We start from the raw sequence: 18,619 nt of genomic DNA, 5'->3' as shown, positions 1-18,619 counted from the left end.
CCCAACACATAAGCGATACGACCCGAGGCAACACTGGCCGCACCACCGGTCAACCCATAACCCTCCACCTGAGCACCGGCCTCACCCAACCGAGGACCATATTCCTGACTCATCACACCGACGAACACACCCGACGGCGAACCCCGCAGAGAGTCAGGGGCGATACCAGCCCGTTCCAGGGCCTCCCAGGAAACCTCCAACAAAATCCGCTGCTGCGGATCCATCGCCAGGGCCTCACGCGGCGAAATACCGAACAACTCCGCGTCGAAATCCGCGGCGCCGTCGAGAAAGCCACCCAGCCGGGCGAATGAGCCCTCCATTTCCCACCCGCGATCGACCGGAAAGTCCCCGACCACATCACGGCCCTCGACGACGACCCGCCACAAATCCTCAGGCGAATCCACCCCACCCGGAAAACGACACGCCATGCCCACGATCGCCAACGGCTCGATGGCCTCCAGTTCCTGGACACGGCGACGGGCCTTGCGCAGGTCGGCGGTGACGAGCTTGAGGTACTCGCGAAGCTTGTCCTCGTTGTTCATCGCGTTCACCTTCCTGAACCGTCGGTGAATGGGTCGTGCGTGATGCCGAGTTCGTGCTGGAGGAACTCGTAGAGCTCGTCGTCGGAGGCCTCCAGCAGGTCGGCGTCGAGGTCGTCGGGGTCGCCGTCGGTGCCTCCGTCGAGCCGCGACAGCAGCGTCCGCAGACGATGCGTCACGCGGTGCTCGATCAGGTCGGCGGCGTCGGCGTTGTCGAGGACTTCGGTGAGCCGCTCGAGGCTCTCCACGACCGGATGCGCGTTGTCGGCGGACCTGTTGCCGTTGCCGCCGCCGAGGCGGATGTCGAGGTGATCAGCGAGCGCTGCCGGGGTGGGATGATCGAAGACGACGGTGGCGGGCAGGGTCTTCCCCACCGCGGCGGCAAGCCGGTTGCGCAGGTCGACGGCAGTCAGCGAGTCGAAGCCGACCTCCTTGAACGGCCGGTCCAGGTCGACCGCCTCGGGGCTGCCGTGGCCGAGGACGCCGGCAACGTGGGCACGCACCAGGTCACGCAACCAGCGCTGGCGCTGGGCCGGCCTGAGCGTGGCCAACTCCTGCTCCGCCACACCGGCATCCGTAGGCGCGATGGCACGGCGCCGGGTTGGGCCGCTTCTGTGGGTGAGTCGCCGGAGCATGGGCGGTGCCGGGTCGGCCACCCGGCTGAGGTTCAGGGTCGCCGCGACGACGACGGGTTCGACGCCGCTGATGGCAGCGTCGAAGAGGGTGAGCGCCTCGCCGGTCGGCATGGCTTCGACCGCGGACCGCTTGAGGCGGCTGCGGTCGCGGTCCCGCATGCCACGGGTCATGCCGGTCTGGGTCTCCCACAGCCCCCACGCGATCGACGTGACCGGCAGACCCATACCCGCGCGCAGCAGGGCGAGCCCGTCCAGGCCGGCGTTGGCCGCCGCGTAACTGGCCTGACCGGCGTTGCCGAGCACTCCGGCGACGGAGGAGAAGACGACGAACATCGCCAGGTCCCGGTCCAGGGTGAGCTCGTGCAGCAGCAGGGCGCCGCCCAGCTTGCCGTTGAGGACGTCGGCGACGCGATCAGTCGACAGCCCTTCCAGCACGCCGTCGTCCAGCACTCCGGCGGCGTGGACGACCCCCACGAGCCTGTCGACGTCGTCGAGAACGCGCTGCAGCTGCGCCCGATCGCTCACGTCGCAGGCCACCACCCGCACCGTCGCGCCAAGGGCCTCGAGCCGGTCCACGAGCGCGGCCACACCGTCGGCGTTCGGACCGGAACGGCTCAACAGCAGAAGCCGCGTCACCGCGTGCCGGCACACGAGGTGTTCGGCCACCAGGGCGCCGACACCGCTGGTACCGCCCGTGACCAGCACCCACCCGTCACCGAGGGTGGGCGCCTCCGCCGCCACCGGGCGCGCGGGTTGGAGACGAGGCACCAGAACGCCCTCGGCACGTAGCACCGCCTGCTCTTCCGCCGTGGTGAGCAGAGCGTCGAGGTCAGGCTCGACGTCCGTGGGTACGTCGCGCAGCAGGAACCGGCCCGGGTGCTCCGACTGCGCCGAACGCACCAGGCCCCAGACCGCCGCGCCGAAGACGCCGGCCGGGTCGACCTGGCCCTCCGCGGGTGCGACGAGGGCGTCGCGGGTGAGGACGAGCAGCCGCCCGCCGGTCTGCTCGGTCGAGCCGAGGAACCGCTGCAACTCAGCAAGGGTGTCGGCCACGGCGTTCCCGGCCGGCGGCGAGTACACGACCACGGGCGGGGTCGACCCTGTGGTGTCTGTTGCCGGGGCACTCTCCGGCGGTACCCAGGAAACGGTTGCCAAGGACGCGGCCATGGGGACTGCGGGCAGCGCGCGGAGGCGGAGTTCGTCGATGTCGACGATGGGACGGCCGTCGTCGTCGGTGAGTCTGATCCGGGCGCTGTCCGGGCCGGTCGGGGTCACGGCGACGCGCGCGCGGCGAGCGCCGGTGGCATGAACCCGGATGCCGGTCCAGGCGAACGGCAGTCGAAGTTCGTCGGCTGTCAGTAGCGGGTGCAGCGCGGCGTCCAGCAGCGCCGGGTGGATGGCCACGCCGGTGGCCGGTTCCTCGGCGGGAAGGGCGACCTCGGCGTGGAGCGTGTCGCCGCGCCGCCACAGTTGCCGCATGCCCTGGAACGCCGGCCCGTACTGATAGCCGGCGGCCGCCACGTCGGTGTAGAACGTGTCGATGGGTGCGGGCTGAGCACCCTCGGGTGGCCAGGGGCCCACGACGTTGTCCGCGGGCTCGTCGGTCGTGTCGAGACGGCCTTCGGCGTGCAGGGTCCAGTTGTCGAAGCCGTGACGCCGAGCGTAGACGCGGGCGGTGTGCGCGGAGCCGTCAACCGGCACACAGACGATGTGGATGTCGTGGGCGATGTGCCCGTGGACGGTGAGGGGCGTGTGGATGATGACATCGGCAATGCGGTTGTGGCCGAGGTGGTCGCCGGTGTGGACGAGCCATTCGATGAAAGCGGTGCCGGGGAGCATGGTGGTGTCCCTGACGGCGTGGTCGGCCAGCCAGGGGAGGGTGCGCGGGTCGAGGCGCCCGGTGAGGATGGTGGGTTCGTCCGCGGTGGTGTGGGTGCTGGCGGCAAGGACGGGGTGGTCAGGGTTGTGCTGGCCGGCCGCGGTGGTGGGGGTCAGCCAGAAGCGCTGGTGCTGAAAGGCGTAGGTGGGCAGGTCGGTACGGATGGCGCCGGGGCTGTGGACGGTGGCCCAGTCGACCCGGACACCGGCGGCCCAGGCTTGGCCGAGGGCGGTCAGCAGGTGGTTCCACTGCGGGCGGTCGCGGCGCTGGGAGGAGATGACCACGCTGTCGGGGGCGCATTCGGACATGGCCAGTTCCAGCACGGGGTGAGCGCTGACCTCGACGAAGACGCGGGCGCCGCGGCTGGTGAGGGTCTGCATGGCGGTGTCGAACCGCACCGTCTGGCGGAGGTTGCGCAGCCAGTAGTCGGCGTCCATGCCGGTGGTGTCGAAGACGTCGCCGGTCACCGTCGAGATGACCGGGATCTGCGAGGAACGCGGTGTCAGGGCATCGAGTTGCTTCATCAGCCGGTCGGCGAGCGCATCGACGGCGGCGGAGTGGGAGGCGTAGTCGACGGGGACCATCCGGGCGCGCACCCCGCGCTCCGCCAGTTGCGCGGCGAGCGTCTCCAGGACGGCCACGGGTCCGGCGACCACGGTCGACGCAGCGCTGTTGACGACCGCGATCTCAACGCCCTCGGGCAGTTGCGGTTCGATCTCGGTGCGGCCGAGCCCCACCGACAGCATTCCACCGGTGCCGGCCAACTCCCGCACCAGCCGGGACCGGACCACCACCACCCAGGCGCCGTCGGCCAGTGACAGGCCGCCGGCCACACATGCCGCCGCGACCTCGCCCTGGGAGTGACCGATCACCCCGGTCACCGGGACGCCCCAGGACAACCAGACTGCGCCCAGGGACACCATCACCGCCCAGAGCACCGGCTGTACCACATCAACCCGGGACAGCCACATCTCGTCCTCGCCTTGGAGGATGTCGGTGACGGACCAGTCGACGTGGTCGGACAGGGCCAGGTCACACTCGGCCAGACGATCGGCGAACACCGTCGAGCTGGTGAGCAGTTCTCGGGCCATGCCCGCCCACTGCCAGCCCTGACCGGGGAACACCAGCACCACGCCGGTCGCCCCCGAGGGGACCGGCGTGAGCGCCGTGGCGGCACGCAACGACGCCGCGACGGACTCGTGGTCGTCGCCGACGACGGCCACGCGGTGCTCCAGGGCCGCCCGCGACAACGCCAACGTCCGGGCCACGTCCGGCAACGGCACGTCCCGGCCCTCGTGCTCCAGCCAGTCCGCCAGCCGACCGGCCTGCTCCCGCAGCGCAGCAGCGCCACGCGCCGACACCACCACAGGCGTCACAACAGACCCATCGACCGGGGACTCGGCGGGAAGCTCCGGCGCCAGCGGCGGGGCCTCGACGATGACGTGGGCGTTGGTGCCGCTGATACCGAAGGAGGAAACAGCGGCACGCCACGGCCGCCCGTCACGAACCAGCTGCACCGGCTCGGACAACAGCCGCACACCGCCGTCCCAATCCACCAACGGCGACGGCTCGTCCACATGCAACGTCCTCGGCAACGCCCCCGCCCGCAACGCCAACACCATCTTCATCACACCAGCCACCCCGGCAGCGGCCTGCGTGTGACCCACATTCGACTTCAACGAACCAAGCCACACAGGACCCCGACCATTACGGGCCGCCCCATAGGTGGCCACAAGCGCCTGCGCCTCGATCGGATCACCCAACCGAGTACCGGTGCCGTGCGCCTCCACCACATCAACATCCGCCGCATCCACGCGTGCGGCAGCCAACGCCTGCCGAATGACCCGCTGCTGTGAAACACCATTAGGAGCGGTCAAACCATTCGACGCACCGTCCTGGTTGACCGCCGAACCGCGCACCACACCCAACACCCGCCGACCATCCCGGATGGCGTCAGCCAACCGCTGCACCACCAGAACACCGACGCCCTCGGACCAACCCGTGCCGTCAGCGGCAGCCGAGAACGCCTTACACCGGCCGTCCCCCGCCAAACCACCCTGCCGATCGAACTCCACAAACAAACCCGGCGTGGACATCACCGTCGCCCCACCCACCAACGCCAGGTCACACTCCCCCACCCGAAGAGCCTGACCCGCCAGATGAAGCGCCACCAGAGACGACGAACAGGCCGTATCCACCGACACCGCCGGCCCCTCAAGACTTAACACATAAGCGATACGACCAGAGGCAACACTTATCGAGCCACCGGTCAGCCCATAGCCCTCCACCTGGGCATCGGCCTCTCCCAGCCGGGGCCCGTACTCCTGACTCATCAGACCGACGAACACACCCGCCGGCGAACCCCGCAGAGAGTCAGGGGCGATACCAGCCCGTTCGAGGGCCTCCCAGGAAACCTCCAGCAAAATCCGCTGCTGCGGATCCATTGCGAGGGCTTCGCGCGGCGAAATGCCGAACAACTCCGGATCGAAGTCCGCGGCGGAGTCAATGAACCCACCGACCCGGGCGAAGGAGCCGTCGACCGTCCAGCCACGGTCGACCGGGAAATCCCCGACGACATCGCGGCCCTCGACAACGACCCGCCACAAATCCTCAGGCGAGTCCACCCCACCCGGAAAACGACACGCCATTCCCACGATCGCCAACGGCTCGTCGGACGGCAGGACCGTCGTACCGGAGGCGACCGCGGGTGCTCCGCCGATCCGGTCGGTGAGGTGGGCGACGAGCGCCGTGACGGTGGGGTGGTTGAAGACCACCGATACGGGCAGGGTGGCTCCGACGGCCGCGCCGAGGCGTCTGCAGAGTTCGAGGGAAAGGCTGGAGTCGAACCCGAGGTCCTTGAACGGCCGGTCCACGTCGATGTCGTCGGGTCGTTCGTGGCCGAGAACGCGGGCGGCGACGGCGCGGGTCAGTTCACCCAGGTCACTCGTCTGCACGGTGATCTCGGCGCCGCCGTCGGCCGTCCCGTCGTTGGCGGGTTCTGCGGTGAACCAGTGCCGAGCGCGCTGGAAGGCGTACGTGGGCAGGTCGACGTGGGTGCGATCGGATCCGAGAACGGTTGTCCAGTCCACCGGCGCGCCGACGGCCCAGACCTGGCCGAGCGCATGGAGCAGAGTCTCGTACTGCGGGCGGTCGCGGCGTTGCGAGGCGACGACGACGCCCGGAACACCCGCGGCCTCGACGCACTCGGACATGGCGAGTTCGAGCACCGGATGGGCGCTGACCTCGACGAAGACCCGGGCGCCCAGACCGACGAGGGTCTGCATGGCGAGGTCGAACCGCACGGTGTGGCGGAGGTTGCGCAGCCAGTAGCGGCCATCCATGCCGGCGGTGTCGAGCACCTCGCCGGTCGCGGTGGACACCAGCGGCACCGGCGACGATCGGGGCGTCAGCCCGTCCAGCTCCGCGACCAACCGGTCGGCGACGCTGTCCACGGCGGCGGAGTGGGAGGCGTAGTCGACCGGAATCAGCCGCGCTCGTACCCCACGCTCGGTCCACCGGGCAGCGAGCGCCTCCAGCACCGGGACCGGACCGGCGACCACGGTGGAGGACCCGCTGTTGACGACCGCTGCCTCCACGCCGTCGGGAAGTTCCGGTTCGACGTCGGCCCGGCTTAGACCGACCGACAGCATCCCGCCCGTGCCGGCCAACTCGCGGATCAGGCGCGAGCGGACCACGACGATCCGGGCGCCGTCCTCCAGCGACAGCCCACCGGCGACGCAGGCCGCGGCGACCTCGCCCTGGGAGTGGCCGACCACGCCCGTCACGGGGACACCCGAGGACTGCCACACCGCCCCGAGGGAGACCATGACCGACCACAGCAGCGGTTGCAGCACGTCCACCCGCGACAGCCAGGAGTCGTCCTCGCTCCCGAGGACGTCGATGACGGACCAGTCGACGAGGCCAGACAGCGCGCGGTCGCAGGCGGCAAGCCGGTCGGCGAAGACCGGCGACGCCCCGATCAGCTCGCGGGCCATGCCAGCCCACTGCCAGCCCTGGCCGGGGAAGACGAGCACGACCCCGCCCGGCAGGGTCCCGGAAGCCTCGACGGCCACCGAGCGCAGATCCGCGACGATCGACTCGCGGTCGGCGCCGACCACCACCGCCCGGTGCTCCAGGCCGGTCCGGGAGGCCGCCAGGGCCCGCGCCACCGCCGGCACCGGGGTGGCCCGGCCCGGCCCCTCCCACCAGTCGGCCAGCCGGCGCGCCTGGGCTCGCACCGCCGCAGCGGACCGGCCCGAGATCAGCACGGGCACCGGGCCGACACCGGTCGCCGGGCCGACACCGGTCACCGGGGCAGCGCCGGTTCCCGCGGTGCCCCGGGGCGCCTCGGCGAGGACCAGATGACAGTTGGTGCCGCCCATGCCGAACGCGCTGACCCCGGCGAGCAGTGGCCCACCGGCACCGGGCCAGGGACCCAGTTCCGTGCCGACCCGCAGCCCCAGTTCGCCGAGCGGGATCGCGGGGCCGGCGGAACGAAAGTTGAGGCTGGCCGGCAGTTCCCGGTGCCGCAGCGCCAGCACCACCTTCAGCAGACCGGCGATGCCGGCGGCGCCCTCGAGGTGGCCGATGTTGGTCTTCACCGAGCCCACGACCAGCGGATCACCTGCCGGGCGGGCCCGGCCCAGGACGGCGCCCAGCGCGGCCGCCTCGACCGGGTCGCCGACGGGGGTGCCGGTGCCGTGCAGTTCGACATAGCCGACCTGTGCCGGCGGGACCCCAGCGCGCTCGTAGGCACGGCGTAGCACCTGCTCCTGGCCGGCCTGGCTCGGTGCGGTGAGCCGGTCGCCGCCGCCGTCGTGGTTGGTCGCGCCGCCACGGATGACGCAGTAGACGCGGTCGCCGTCGGCCACGGCCTGGTCAAGCGGTTTGAGAACCACCAGTGCGGCGCCCTCGCCGCGGACATAGCCGTTGGCCCGCTCGTCGAAGGTGTAGCACCGCCCGTCGGGTGAGAGCGCGCCGAAGTCGGCGGTGTATCGGGCGGTGTCGGCGAGGAGGTTCAGGTTGACCCCACCCGCCAGGGCGATCTCACACTCGCCCGAGCGCAGGCTCTCGGCCGCGACGTGCACGGCGAGCAGGGACGAGGACTGCCCGGCATCGACGGTCAGGCTGGGGCCGGAGAAGCCGAGCCGGTAGGAGATGCGGTTGGCCAGGACGCTGCGGTGCAGGCCGGTCAGGACGTGCGGCGCGTCGCCACCCGCTCCGTGACCGTACACCAGCTTGGCGTAGTCGTCGGCCATCGCACCGATGAAGACTCCGACCGGGCGGCCGGTCAGTTGGTCGGCGGGCACGCCGGTGTCCTCGATGCCCTCCCAGGCCAATTCGAGCAGGAGGCGCTGCTGAGGGTCCATCATGCGTGCCTCGCGCGGCGAGATCCCGAAGAATCCGGCGTCGAAGCCGTCGACGTCGGGCAGGAAGCAGCCCCAGCGGGTCGGGTCGTCCGGGCCGGCGGGCCGCCAGCGCGCCGGAGGCACCTCGGTGACGGCGTGCCGGCCGTCGCGCAGCAGGGCCCAGAACGCGGCCGGGTCGGGTGCGCCCGGCAGCCGGCAGGCCAGGCCGACGATGGCGATCGGTGCACCACCCGGGGGCGGTACGAGCAGGTCAACGCTTGGTGTGCTCGACAACGTCTCTCCCCGTGGTGTCGGCCGGATGCGCCGCATCGTCGAACTGGACGGCGCAGAGTTGGGCGTAGAGCCCGCCGTGGCGCAGCAACTCGTCGTGGCGGCCGCGTTCGACGACCCGGCCGCGTTCGAGAACGAGGATCTGGTCGGCGCTGCGCACGGTGGACAGCCGGTGCGCGATGACGAGGCAGGTGCGTACGGCCATGACGTGCTGCAGCGCGCGCTGGACGGCCACCTCGGACTCGGAGTCCAGGTGTGCGGTCGCCTCGTCGAGGATGACGATGGGCGGTGCCTTGACGAGCAGCCGGGCCAGGGCGAGCCGCTGCTTCTCGCCGCCGGAGAGCCGGTATCCGCGGTCACCGACGACGGTGTCGAGCCCGTCGGGCAGGCGCCGCATCAGATCGGTCAACTGGGCCGCCTCCAGCGCGGCGTGCATTTCGGCGTCCGTCACGCCCGGACGGGCGTACTCCAGGTTGGCGCGGATGGTGTCGTGGAACAGGTGGGAGTCCTGGGTGACCACGCCGATGGCCGCGCTGAGCGAGGCGAGCGTCAGGTCGCGGACGTCGTGGCCGTCGACGCTGACGCTGCCGGACTTCACGTCGTACAGCCGGGGCAACAGGTTCAGCAGGCTGCTCTTCCCGGCGCCGGACGGCCCGACCAGGGCGATCATCTGGCCGGGCTCGGCTCGGAAGGACACGTCACGGACCACGACCGGGTTGGGCGCCTCGGCCGGGCCGCTCGCCGTCGCCGCGGACAGGTTACCCTCGGCGCCGTCCGGGTAGGCGAAGGAGACGCCGCGGAACTCGACCCGTCCGGCGGCGTCGGTCAGGGTCACGGCGTCCGGCCGCTCGGCGACGTGCGGCGCGAGGTCGAGCACCTCGAAGACCCGGTCGAAGCTGACCAGTGCCGTCATCACGTCGACGTGCACGTTGGAGAGCCCGACCAGCGGGCGGTAGAGGCGGGTGAGCAACGCGGCGAGCGCCACGAGCGCGCCCAGCTGGATCGCGCCGTCGATCACCTGGTAGCCGCCCAAGCCGTACACCAGCGCGGTGGTGACGGCGGCGAGCACGGTCAGCGTGATGGCGAAGACCCGGCCGTACATGAAGACGACGACGCCGGCGTCACGTAGGTCCCTGGCGTTGGCGGCGAACCGGCCCGCGTCGTCGGCTCGCCGGCCGTACAGCTTGGACAGCACGGCGCCGGCCACGTTGAACCGCTCCGCCATGAAGCCGCCGAGTGCCGCGTCGGCCTCCATCTGCCGCCGGGTCACATGTTGCATGCGGCGGCCGACGATGCGGGCCGGCAGGTAGATGAACGTCGGCAGCAGGATCGCGATGACGAGGGTCAGCTGCCAGGAGAGGTAGGCCATCGTGACGAGCACCGCCGCCATGCTGATGACGCTGGAGACGACGGACGACAGGGTGGTGGTGAGCGCGCGCTGCGCGCCGTTCACGTCGGCGCCGAGCCGACTGAGCAGGGTGCCGGTGTGGTTGTGCGTGTAGAAGGCGACCGACATGCGCTGCAGGTGCTCGAAGACCTGGATCCGCAGGTCGCACACGACGCCCTGGCCGATACGCGCGGAGAACCAGTGCTGGGCGAGATTGACGACGCCGTTGACCAGTGCGGTGACCGCGACCAGCGCGGCGAGCCCGAGCACCACGCCCACGTCGCGGGGCAGGATGCCGCGGTCGATGATGAGCTTGAGCAGCAACGGATCCAGCACGACGGCGATCGCGTCCAGCGAAACCAGCAGCAGCAGGATCAGCAGGTGCCGCCGGTAGGGGCCGGCGTAGCGCACGACACGGCGCAGGGTGCCCGGCCGCACGCGCGTGCGGGCGGCCGGGCGTTCCTGAAGCAGGGAGTGGATGCCCGGGTTGGTCATGTCGCGGCGGTTCCGCCGGCGTCCGGGGCCTGGACCTCGGCGAGCACGTCGTCGGTGTGCTCGCCGAGTTCGGGGGCGCGGCGGCGGAACGTGTCCAGACCGGCGCCGAACCGCACGGGGAACCGCACCTGCGGCACTGTCGTGCCGCCGGGGTCGGAGGTGTCGCCGACGAGCCCGCGCGCCTGCACGTGCGGGTCGGCCTGGAACGCCGCAGCGTCGTCGAGCACCGGCGCCCACGGCACGTCTACTGCCGACAGCCGGTCGTTCCACCAGCCCAGCGTCCGGGCCGCCACGACCCTGGTGAGCAACGCGTGCACGTCGACCTTGTGCCGGGTGCGCTCGCGGCGAGTGTCGTAGGCGTCCGTCCCGAGTTCGGGAAACTCGCGTGTCAGTGCCGTGCGAAAGGTGAGCCAGAACCGGTCCTCGAACAGCACCAGCGACAGCCGCTTCCCGTCGGCGGTCTCGAACAGGTCGTAGTCGCCCATCACCAGCGGGCTGTCGGCCGGTGTCGCGAGGTGCCGCAACGGCAGCAGCATGGGCGCCGTCCAGGCCGACGCGGCCTCGTGCGCGGCGACGTCGATGTGCTGGCCGCGGCGGGTGGCTCGGGCACCGGGCAGGGCGACGGCGAGGGCCAGCGCGGCGTACATCGCGGCGGCCAGGTCGGCGACCCGGCTGCCGACCCGGTCCACCCGCTCACCTGCCCGGTGCGGCAGGGCGAAGAAGCCGGCCAGGGCCAGGAAGTTGAGGTCGTGGCCGGGCCGGTGCGCGTACGGGCCGTCCTGTCCGAAGCCGGACAGCGAACAGAGCACGATGCCGGGATTGACGGTGCGTAGGCGCTCGTAGCCCAGGCCCATCCGGTCGAGTACGCCCGGCCGAAAGCTCTCCACCACCGCGTCGGCCGTCGCCACGAGCCGGAGGAACGCGGCCACACCGTCGGCGGTGCGCAGATCGAGCGCGAGCGACCGCTTGTTGCGGTTGATGGCGGCGAATCCTTCGGCGTCGACCCGCCGGCTCGGGTCGCCGCCGTCGGGCGACTCCACCTTGATGACGTCGGCACCCAGATCCGCGAGCAGCATGGTGGCGAAGGCGCCCGGAAGCAGTCTCGTGAGATCCAGGATCCGCGCCCCGTCGACCGCCGACCACGTTACCGTCATGTCGTACCCCTCGTGATCTCTCGCCGCGCCAACGGGCGCGGTTCGGTCGGTCAGCCGCCCATCTGCTCGATGAGGCTCTTCGGCCGCAGATCGGTCCAGTTCTCCTCGACGTAGGCGAGGCAGGCGTCACGGCTGTCTTCGCCGTGTGCGACCGTCCACCCCGCGGGCACCTCGGCGAAGTGGGGCCACAGCGAGTGCTGGCCCTCGTCGTTGACCAGCACGTAGAAACGGCCGTCGGGGTCGTCGAACGGGTTCGTCACGGTTTCCTCCCATAGGTACGTCGGTCAGGGTCGGGCAGCACGCGTCGGATCGCGTGCAGCGGAGCAGGCTGTCAGGTCGCGGTGCGTCGCGCGGCGGATCGACCGTCAGCGCACGGGGTGCCGCCAGCCTCGGGGGTCCGGGCCGTCGCCTCGCTGCGCGGCCGTCAGGGCGACACGCAACCGCTCGGTGATCGGGGCGCCTGCGGCGGCCCCGGCGTTCCACGCGCCGTCAGCGGTGACGATGCGACGGATGCGCGTCACACCCGCGGCGGTGCCGCAGGCAAAGGCCTCCGTGATCTCGCCGCGCGCGGCGCCGTCACGCCATTCCTCCAGGGCCAGGGGCCTCTCGGTGGCGCGCAGCCCGGCGTCGCGGGCGAGGGTGAGGAGCGAGTCGCGGGTGACGCCCGGCAGGATCGTGCCGGTGAGCGACGGCGTGACGATTTCGGCGGCGGCACCGCTGCCACGGACGACGAAGACGTTCATGCCGCCCATCTCCTCGACCCAGCGCCGCTCGTTCGCGTCCAGATACAGGACCTGCTGGCACTCGTGGTCGGCGGCCTCCTGCTGGGCGAGGTAACCGGAGGCGTAGTTGCCGGCACACTTCGCCTCACCGGTGCCGCCGAGGACGGCCCGGGTGTAGGTGTCGGTGACCCACACGGACACACCGTCCTCCGCGGCGCCGAAGAAGTTCTCCGTCACGAAGGCCATCAGCAGGTAGCGGTAGGTGGCGGCCGGCCGCAACCCGAGGTGCGGGTCTTCCGCGTACAGGATGGGGCGCAGGTAGAGACTCTGGCCCTCGGCGGCAGGCACCCAGGCCCGGTCTATCCGCACCAGCTCCTCGATGGACTCGGCGAACAGCGACTCCGGCAGCTCGGGCATGCTGAACCGGCGCGCCGAGCGCCGCAGGCGACGGGCGTGGTCGGCCATCCGGAACACCGATGTCTGGCCGCCGGGTGACTGATATGCCTTGAGTCCTTCGAAGACGACCTGGCCGTAGTGCAGCCCGACCATTGCCGGGTCCAGCGGCAGGCTGCCGTACGGGCGCAGGGACGCGTGGTGCCAGCCGCGGTCGGCGGTCCAGCGGATTGTCACCATGTGCTCGGTGAACGCCTGCCCGAACGGGGAATCCCGCAGCCGGGCGGCTCTCGCAGATGGGCTCAGCAGCTCCGACGTCGCGACGCCGAAACGGCTCCAGTCGGTCGTCGTCTCGGTGTCTGCTTCAGTGCCGGCAGGGTCCAACTGATCCGCGCGACGGGACATGCGCATCACACCATGGGGGCGAAGAAGTACGTGTCGCGCCGGCTGAACAAGCCGTCCGGCGCGACTTCGAAGAAGTCGGCGAACCTCAGCCGCACGTGTTCCCCCGACTTGAGCACGCCTTCGAAGTCACCCTGAACTGCAATGGTGGTGCCGTCGCAGACCGTCGCGCGCAGGGTGTGCCGTCCGTCGGCGATCACCCGATCCGCGCGGTAGAACTCGTCGAGCGCCGCACGGCCCTTGAACGTGTCGTATCCAGGCCGGTCATAGACCGCGTCGGGCGTAAACAGTGCGACCATACCCGCAACGTCGCGCTTGTCGACTAATTCGTAATAGCGGCGGACACACGTCAACGCCTCTTCCGACATGACCATGCAGGAACCACTCCCCCGTAAGACCTGCTATTGGTATGGCCCGGGCGAATCTCGGCTGCCCGCTTCATGCGGCACCACAACACCGGGCCTTGGAGCTTATCGATGCATCTGAGTCTCTCGATTGCCTGCGTCGAACTATAACGGCTGTCCGTACCGACCGGAACCCTTCTGGCGCAACGAATATGGCTTACATCGCCCTACACCGCGCGTGACGAGCGCAGCCGTGCCACGACGTCACGCACCAGATCCTCGGTTTCCTCGTGCAGGAAAAAATGCCCACCGGGAAAGACCCGCAGCTCGCTCGGACCGGCGGTGAACTCACGCCAGGCGGCAACCTCGTCCACCTCGACATCGGCGTCGGCGGCACCGGCGTAGACGGTCATCGGCGCGCTCAGCAGCGCACCCGGACGGTGCCGGTACGTCTCGATCAACCGCAGGTCGCTGCGGAACGCCGGAAGCACCAGCTGGCGGATGTCCTCGTCGGCGAGCAGCCACATGTCCGCCGCGCCGAGCCGGTTCATCTCCGCGACGAGCTCGTCGTCGGGCGCGCGGTGCAGTTGCCGGGTGGGCCTCCGGTTCGGCGCGGCGTTCGCCGACACGAACACGTGCGCCACCTGCACGCCGTGCAGGATCTCCAGGCGGAGCGCGACTTCGAAGGCGATCGCCGCGCCCATGCTGTGCCCGAACACGGCCACATCACAACCGAACTCACCCTGCAGCGCGCCGGTGACCAGGTCCGCCATGCGCGACAGGTCGTCGACGCACGGCTCGGCGAGCCGGTCCTGACGGCCGGGATACTGGACGGCGAGCAGCTCGACGTCGTGCGGCAGCAGCGCGGCCCACTCGCGGTAGGCCGCCGCGCTGCCACCGGCGTAGGGGAGGCAGACCAGCCGCAGTCGCGGCGACGGAACCGGACGGTAACGGCGCAGCCACGCCTTACCGGGTGATCGTACGGCACTGTCTGACATGGACTCCCCCGCGTTGGCGACGGCGGGCGCCGCGCGGCACCACACCGTTCTCCGTGAATCGTGTGGGTCCGTGACGCATCTGGTGCGATCAGCGCCTGGGCGCCAGCCCGGCCTCGTAGGCGGCGATCACGGCCTGGGTGCGATCCCGGACCTGGAGCTTCGCCAGCACACTGCTGACATGTGTCTTCACGGTCTGCCGACCCAGCACGAGTCTTGCGGCGATCTCGGTGTTTGACAACCCCTGCGCCATGAGACGCAGCACCTCGCGCTCGCGGGCGGTCAACGCGGCGACCGCCGTCAGGTCACCGCCGGGCGCGGGATCGGACTGCTCAGCCGGCGGGAGGTAGGTTGCGGGGACCACCCGCGAGGAGCCGCCGGCCGCCAGCCGGATCGCGTGGGCGATCTCGCTCGCCGACGCCCGTTTGAGCAGCAGGCCGTGTGCCCCCGCCCGTAGCGCGGCGTGCACATACGCGTCCTGCTCCAGCGTGGTGAGCATCAGAATGCGCGGCGGCGAGACGAATGCTCGCCGCACCTCGGCCGTGGCCTGGATGCCGTCCATCACCGGCATGCGCACGTCGAGCAGCACCACATGCGGCCGCGTCGCCCTGACGGCCGCCACGACCTCGTTGCCGTCGGCGGCCTCGCCGACCACGCGCAGGTCGTCATTGGCCTCGATGAGGACCCGTAACCCGGCGCGGACCAGCTCCTCGTCGTCGACAAGAAGGACGTCGATGCCCACGGGATGACAGTCTAGTGCGTCGTCGCCGCCATCTCGTCCCGCGGCGCGTGAGGCAGCCGGATGTGCACCCGCCAGCGCTGGCCGACGGGCCCGGCGGCGAGCACCTCGCCACCGAGCAGCACGACCCGTTCGCGGATGCCGCGCAGCCCACCGGAGCGCGGCCCGGCGCCGCTCGCCCGGCGGGCCGCCGGCGGCGAGCCGGGGTGGCCCAGGGGGCTGTCGACACACAGGTCCAGCCGGTCGGCAGCGATCTCCACGCATACCGAGACCGGCGCCGTGCCGCCGTGTCGCAGCGCGTTGGTGAGACCCTCCTGCACGATGCGGTACGCCTCGCGGGAGATCACCGTGGACAGCACGCCGACCGGACCGCTCACGGTGGCGTCGACCCGCGCACCGGTGGTGCGGGCGCCGTTCACGAGCGTGCCCAGCTCGGCCAGCGTGGGAGCGGGAGCGGCGGCGGCCGGGTCACCGCGCACCAGCGTCAGCACCCGCTCGAGGTCCTCCATCGCGCCGCGGCCGGTCCGCTCGATCGCGCCGAGTGCCTCGCCGACGAAAACGCTGTCACGCTCGCGGACCTCGCGCGCCGCCATCGCCTGGAGCACGATGGTGGCCAGCGCGTGCCCGATCGCGTCGTGCAGCTCACGCGCGACCAGGTTCTGCTCCAGCAGCCGCTCGGCCCGCGCCTCGGCGGCGGCCACCCGCTCGGTGGGCGACGGGCCCAGCAGCCGCCGCGCACCCGCTGCCAGCAGCCGGCCGGAGAGCGCCACCGGCCAGACCGTCGCGACCGCCAGCAGGGGCACCAGCGCCAGCCAGAGCGGCGACCGGCCGGCAGGCAGGGAGACCCCGAAGAGCACCACGTCGGTGGCGTCGAGCGGGGCGGAGAGCAGCACCACCGTGGACTCCAGCATCGCGGCGGTGAAGTAGGCGACGGCCACCCCCACCTCGAGGCGCAGGAGCAGCCACGCGACGGTGCGTCCACGCGCGGACCACGACGGCTCGCCGCCGGGCAGCACGGCCGCGTCGCCACCGAACAGCAGCAGCCGCGCCTGTGCCCGCTCCGCGTCACGCACCCGCGGCAGCAGGCCGGCCACCAGCAGCACCGGGACCGGCACCACCAGCAGCAACGCGGCGGTCCGCAGCGGCGAACCCTCCAGCCCCGGGATGACGGCCGTGCAGGCGGCGGCGAAGACGGCGGCGATCAGCATGTGCAGCCACCGGGCGTAGGTGATCGGCGTGAACAGCGGTGTCACGAATGCGGGCACGCCTCCATCATGTCATCTCCGGCCGGGCCGCCGGCCTGCGAAAACCACCCCGTGGCGGGAGCAATCTCCATCCCCGGGGGGAGCCGCGCGGCGGGCCGCTTCGCGACCATGGTGGGCATGTCTACGAGAGGCAAGGCACATGATCGAGGTACGTGAGCTGAGCAAGAGGTACGGCAAGACCCTGGCCGTCGACCGGCTCACCTTCGACGTCACCCCGGGCCAGGTGACGGGTTTCCTCGGGCCCAACGGTGCCGGGAAGTCCACCACCATGCGGATGGTCCTCGGGCTGGACCGGCCCAGTCACGGCGACATCCGCATCGACGGCAAGCGCTACGTCGACCTCGCCGAGCCGCTGCGGCACGTGGGTGCGCTGCTCAACGCGAAGGACGCGCAGGAGGCCCGGACAGCCTACGACCACCTGCTCGCCATCGCGCAGACCAACCGCATCCCCCGGCGTCGGGTCGATGAGGTGCTGGCCATCGTGGGCCTGACCGATGTGGCCGGACGGCGTATCGGTGGGTTCTCACTCGGCATGTCGCAGCGTCTGGGCATCGCGGTGGCGCTGCTCGGCGACCCGCCGATCCTGATGTTCGACGAGCCGGTGAACGGCCTGGACCCCGAGGGCATCCTCTGGATCCGCAACCTGATGAAGGGCCTGGCCCATGAGGGCCGCACGGTCTTCGTCTCCAGCCACCTGATGAGCGAGATGGCGATCACCGCCGACCACCTCATCGTCATCGGTCGCGGCAAGCTGCTGGCCGACACCACGATGGCGGAGTTCATCAAGGTCAACGCCCGGGGCGTGGTGCGGATCCGATCTGCCGCGCAGGACCGGCTTGTGTCGTTGATGCGCGCAGAGGGCATGGAGGTCGTCGCGCACCCCGACGGCCTGATCGAGACCGACGAGCGGCACACCGCGCGGGTGGGACAGCTGGCCGCCAACGACGCCATCCCGCTGCTGGAGCTCAGCCCGCAGCGGCCGTCGCTGGAGGAGGCGTTCATGCGCATGACCGCGAACGCGGTGGAGTTCTCCGCCGCGCCCCCCGCCGGCCGGCTGGCCGAGCGGGCTCGGCAGTTGACCGGCAGTAGCCGGGACGAGGGAAGGTGAGGATGTCCGCGCAGGCGGTTCTCAGGTCGGAGTGGACGAAGGTTCGCTCCGTACGCAGCCACGCCTGGACCCTGGCGGCCACGTTTGTCGTGGTGCTCGGGATCAGCGCGGCGGTCAGCAGCTTCTACGGCGAGGGCGAGAGCCTGAGCCCGGACTTCGACGCTACGGCGCTGGCGTATTTCGGCGTGAACTTCGGTCAGCTGGCGGTGATCGCGTTCGGTGTGATCGTGGTGAGCGGCGAGTACGCCAGCGGCATGATCCGCACCTCGCTGGCCGCGGTGCCGCAGCGCGGGCTCTTCCTGGCCTGCAAGCTGGCCACGGCGACCGCGGTGATGCTCGTCGTGGGCATGCTCACCAGCGTGGTGACGTTCTTCGTCACCCAGGCGCTGATGCCCAACCCGGCGTCCCTCGGCGATCCGGGCGTCGCCAGAGCGATCGTCGGCGCCGGGCTCTACCTCGCGCTACTGGCGCTGTTCTCGATGGCGGTGACGTTCATGCTCCGCAACGCGGTGCTGGCGATGGGCGTGCTGATGCCGATGTTCTTCCTGATCTCGCCGTTCGTCGCCTCGATCGAGCAGGTCGAGCCGGTGGCGAAGTACATGCCCGACCGGGCGGGCATCCTGATCACGCAGAGCAAGCCCGCGGCGGACTCGCTCGGCCCGTGGGTCGGCCTGGGCCTCATGGCCGCCTGGGTGGCCGTCGCGATCGTCGGCGCCTGGATCGTGCTCCGCCGCCGGGACGCATAGCCCTGCGGGTCCTGGGCCGGCTCTGCCTTCGCGTCCGCGTGACGCGAAGGCAGAGCCGCGCGGAAAGCTAGCGACAGACGACTATGTCTTGCTAGGCTCGCCCCCACGTCATGAAATGACCAACGGGGGCTCCACCGAAGCATGGTCACAGGTTGCGACCATGTGCTTCTTCGGCGT

General features: G+C 70.9%; 12 protein-coding genes. 2 read left to right on the top strand and 10 right to left on the bottom strand.

The window, feature by feature from the left end; all coding sequences use genetic code 11:
* The 10 genes from ACGF5C_RS05615 to ACGF5C_RS05570 form a co-directional block, all read right to left on the bottom strand.
* A partial coding sequence (locus ACGF5C_RS05615) for a beta-ketoacyl synthase N-terminal-like domain-containing protein (RefSeq protein WP_393296973.1) occupies positions 1-542 on the bottom strand: 542 nt, incomplete at its 3' end.
* 5 nt (positions 543-547) lie between these two features.
* Positions 548-8,695, bottom strand: a complete 8,148-nt coding sequence (locus tag ACGF5C_RS05610) for an SDR family NAD(P)-dependent oxidoreductase (RefSeq protein ID WP_393296971.1) — start codon at positions 8,693-8,695, stop codon at positions 548-550.
* Positions 8,673-10,574, bottom strand: coding sequence for an ABC transporter ATP-binding protein (locus ACGF5C_RS05605; protein ID WP_393296969.1), 1,902 nt, complete (start codon positions 10,572-10,574; stop codon positions 8,673-8,675). Before ACGF5C_RS05605 ends, ACGF5C_RS05610 begins: the two co-directional genes overlap by 23 nt.
* Complete coding sequence (locus ACGF5C_RS05600) at positions 10,571-11,728, bottom strand: CaiB/BaiF CoA transferase family protein (protein WP_393296967.1); 1,158 nt, start codon at positions 11,726-11,728, stop codon at positions 10,571-10,573. Before ACGF5C_RS05600 ends, ACGF5C_RS05605 begins: the two co-directional genes overlap by 4 nt.
* 50 nt (positions 11,729-11,778) lie before the next feature.
* Complete coding sequence (locus ACGF5C_RS05595) at positions 11,779-11,988, bottom strand: MbtH family protein (RefSeq protein ID WP_350684171.1); 210 nt, start codon at positions 11,986-11,988, stop codon at positions 11,779-11,781.
* Between the two features lie 105 nt (positions 11,989-12,093).
* Positions 12,094-13,227, bottom strand: coding sequence for a branched-chain amino acid aminotransferase (locus tag ACGF5C_RS05590; protein ID WP_393297001.1), 1,134 nt, complete (start codon positions 13,225-13,227; stop codon positions 12,094-12,096).
* Positions 13,228-13,253: 26 nt separating this feature from the next.
* Positions 13,254-13,619, bottom strand: coding sequence for a nuclear transport factor 2 family protein (locus ACGF5C_RS05585; RefSeq protein WP_393296965.1), 366 nt, complete (start codon positions 13,617-13,619; stop codon positions 13,254-13,256).
* A gap of 197 nt (positions 13,620-13,816) precedes the next feature.
* Positions 13,817-14,587: a thioesterase II family protein gene (locus ACGF5C_RS05580; protein ID WP_393296963.1), complete on the bottom strand. Its 771-nt coding sequence runs from the start codon at positions 14,585-14,587 to the stop codon at positions 13,817-13,819.
* Between the two features lie 88 nt (positions 14,588-14,675).
* On the bottom strand, positions 14,676-15,326 hold the full coding sequence (locus ACGF5C_RS05575) for a response regulator (protein ID WP_393296961.1): 651 nt from the start codon (positions 15,324-15,326) through the stop codon (positions 14,676-14,678).
* An 11-nt stretch (positions 15,327-15,337) separates the two neighbouring features.
* A complete protein-coding gene (locus ACGF5C_RS05570) occupies positions 15,338-16,588 on the bottom strand; it encodes a sensor histidine kinase (RefSeq protein ID WP_393296959.1) in 1,251 nt (416 codons plus the stop codon).
* 139 nt (positions 16,589-16,727) lie between these two features.
* Here ACGF5C_RS05570 and ACGF5C_RS05565 point away from each other — a divergent pair, with 139 nt between their 5' ends.
* Both ACGF5C_RS05565 and ACGF5C_RS05560 read left to right on the top strand, forming a co-directional pair.
* Entirely contained in the window at positions 16,728-17,696 is a 969-nt protein-coding gene (locus ACGF5C_RS05565; RefSeq protein WP_393296957.1) for an ATP-binding cassette domain-containing protein, read from the top strand.
* A gap of 2 nt (positions 17,697-17,698) precedes the next feature.
* A complete protein-coding gene (locus tag ACGF5C_RS05560) occupies positions 17,699-18,442 on the top strand; it encodes an ABC transporter permease subunit (RefSeq protein ID WP_393296955.1) in 744 nt (247 codons plus the stop codon).
* Positions 18,443-18,619 lie beyond the last annotated feature (177 nt).

The sequence above is a fragment of the Micromonospora sp. NPDC047620 genome (assembly GCF_043205005.1).
GTDB lineage: Bacteria > Actinomycetota > Actinomycetes > Mycobacteriales > Micromonosporaceae > Micromonospora.
This window is presented reverse-complemented; position numbering and strand designations above follow the sequence as displayed.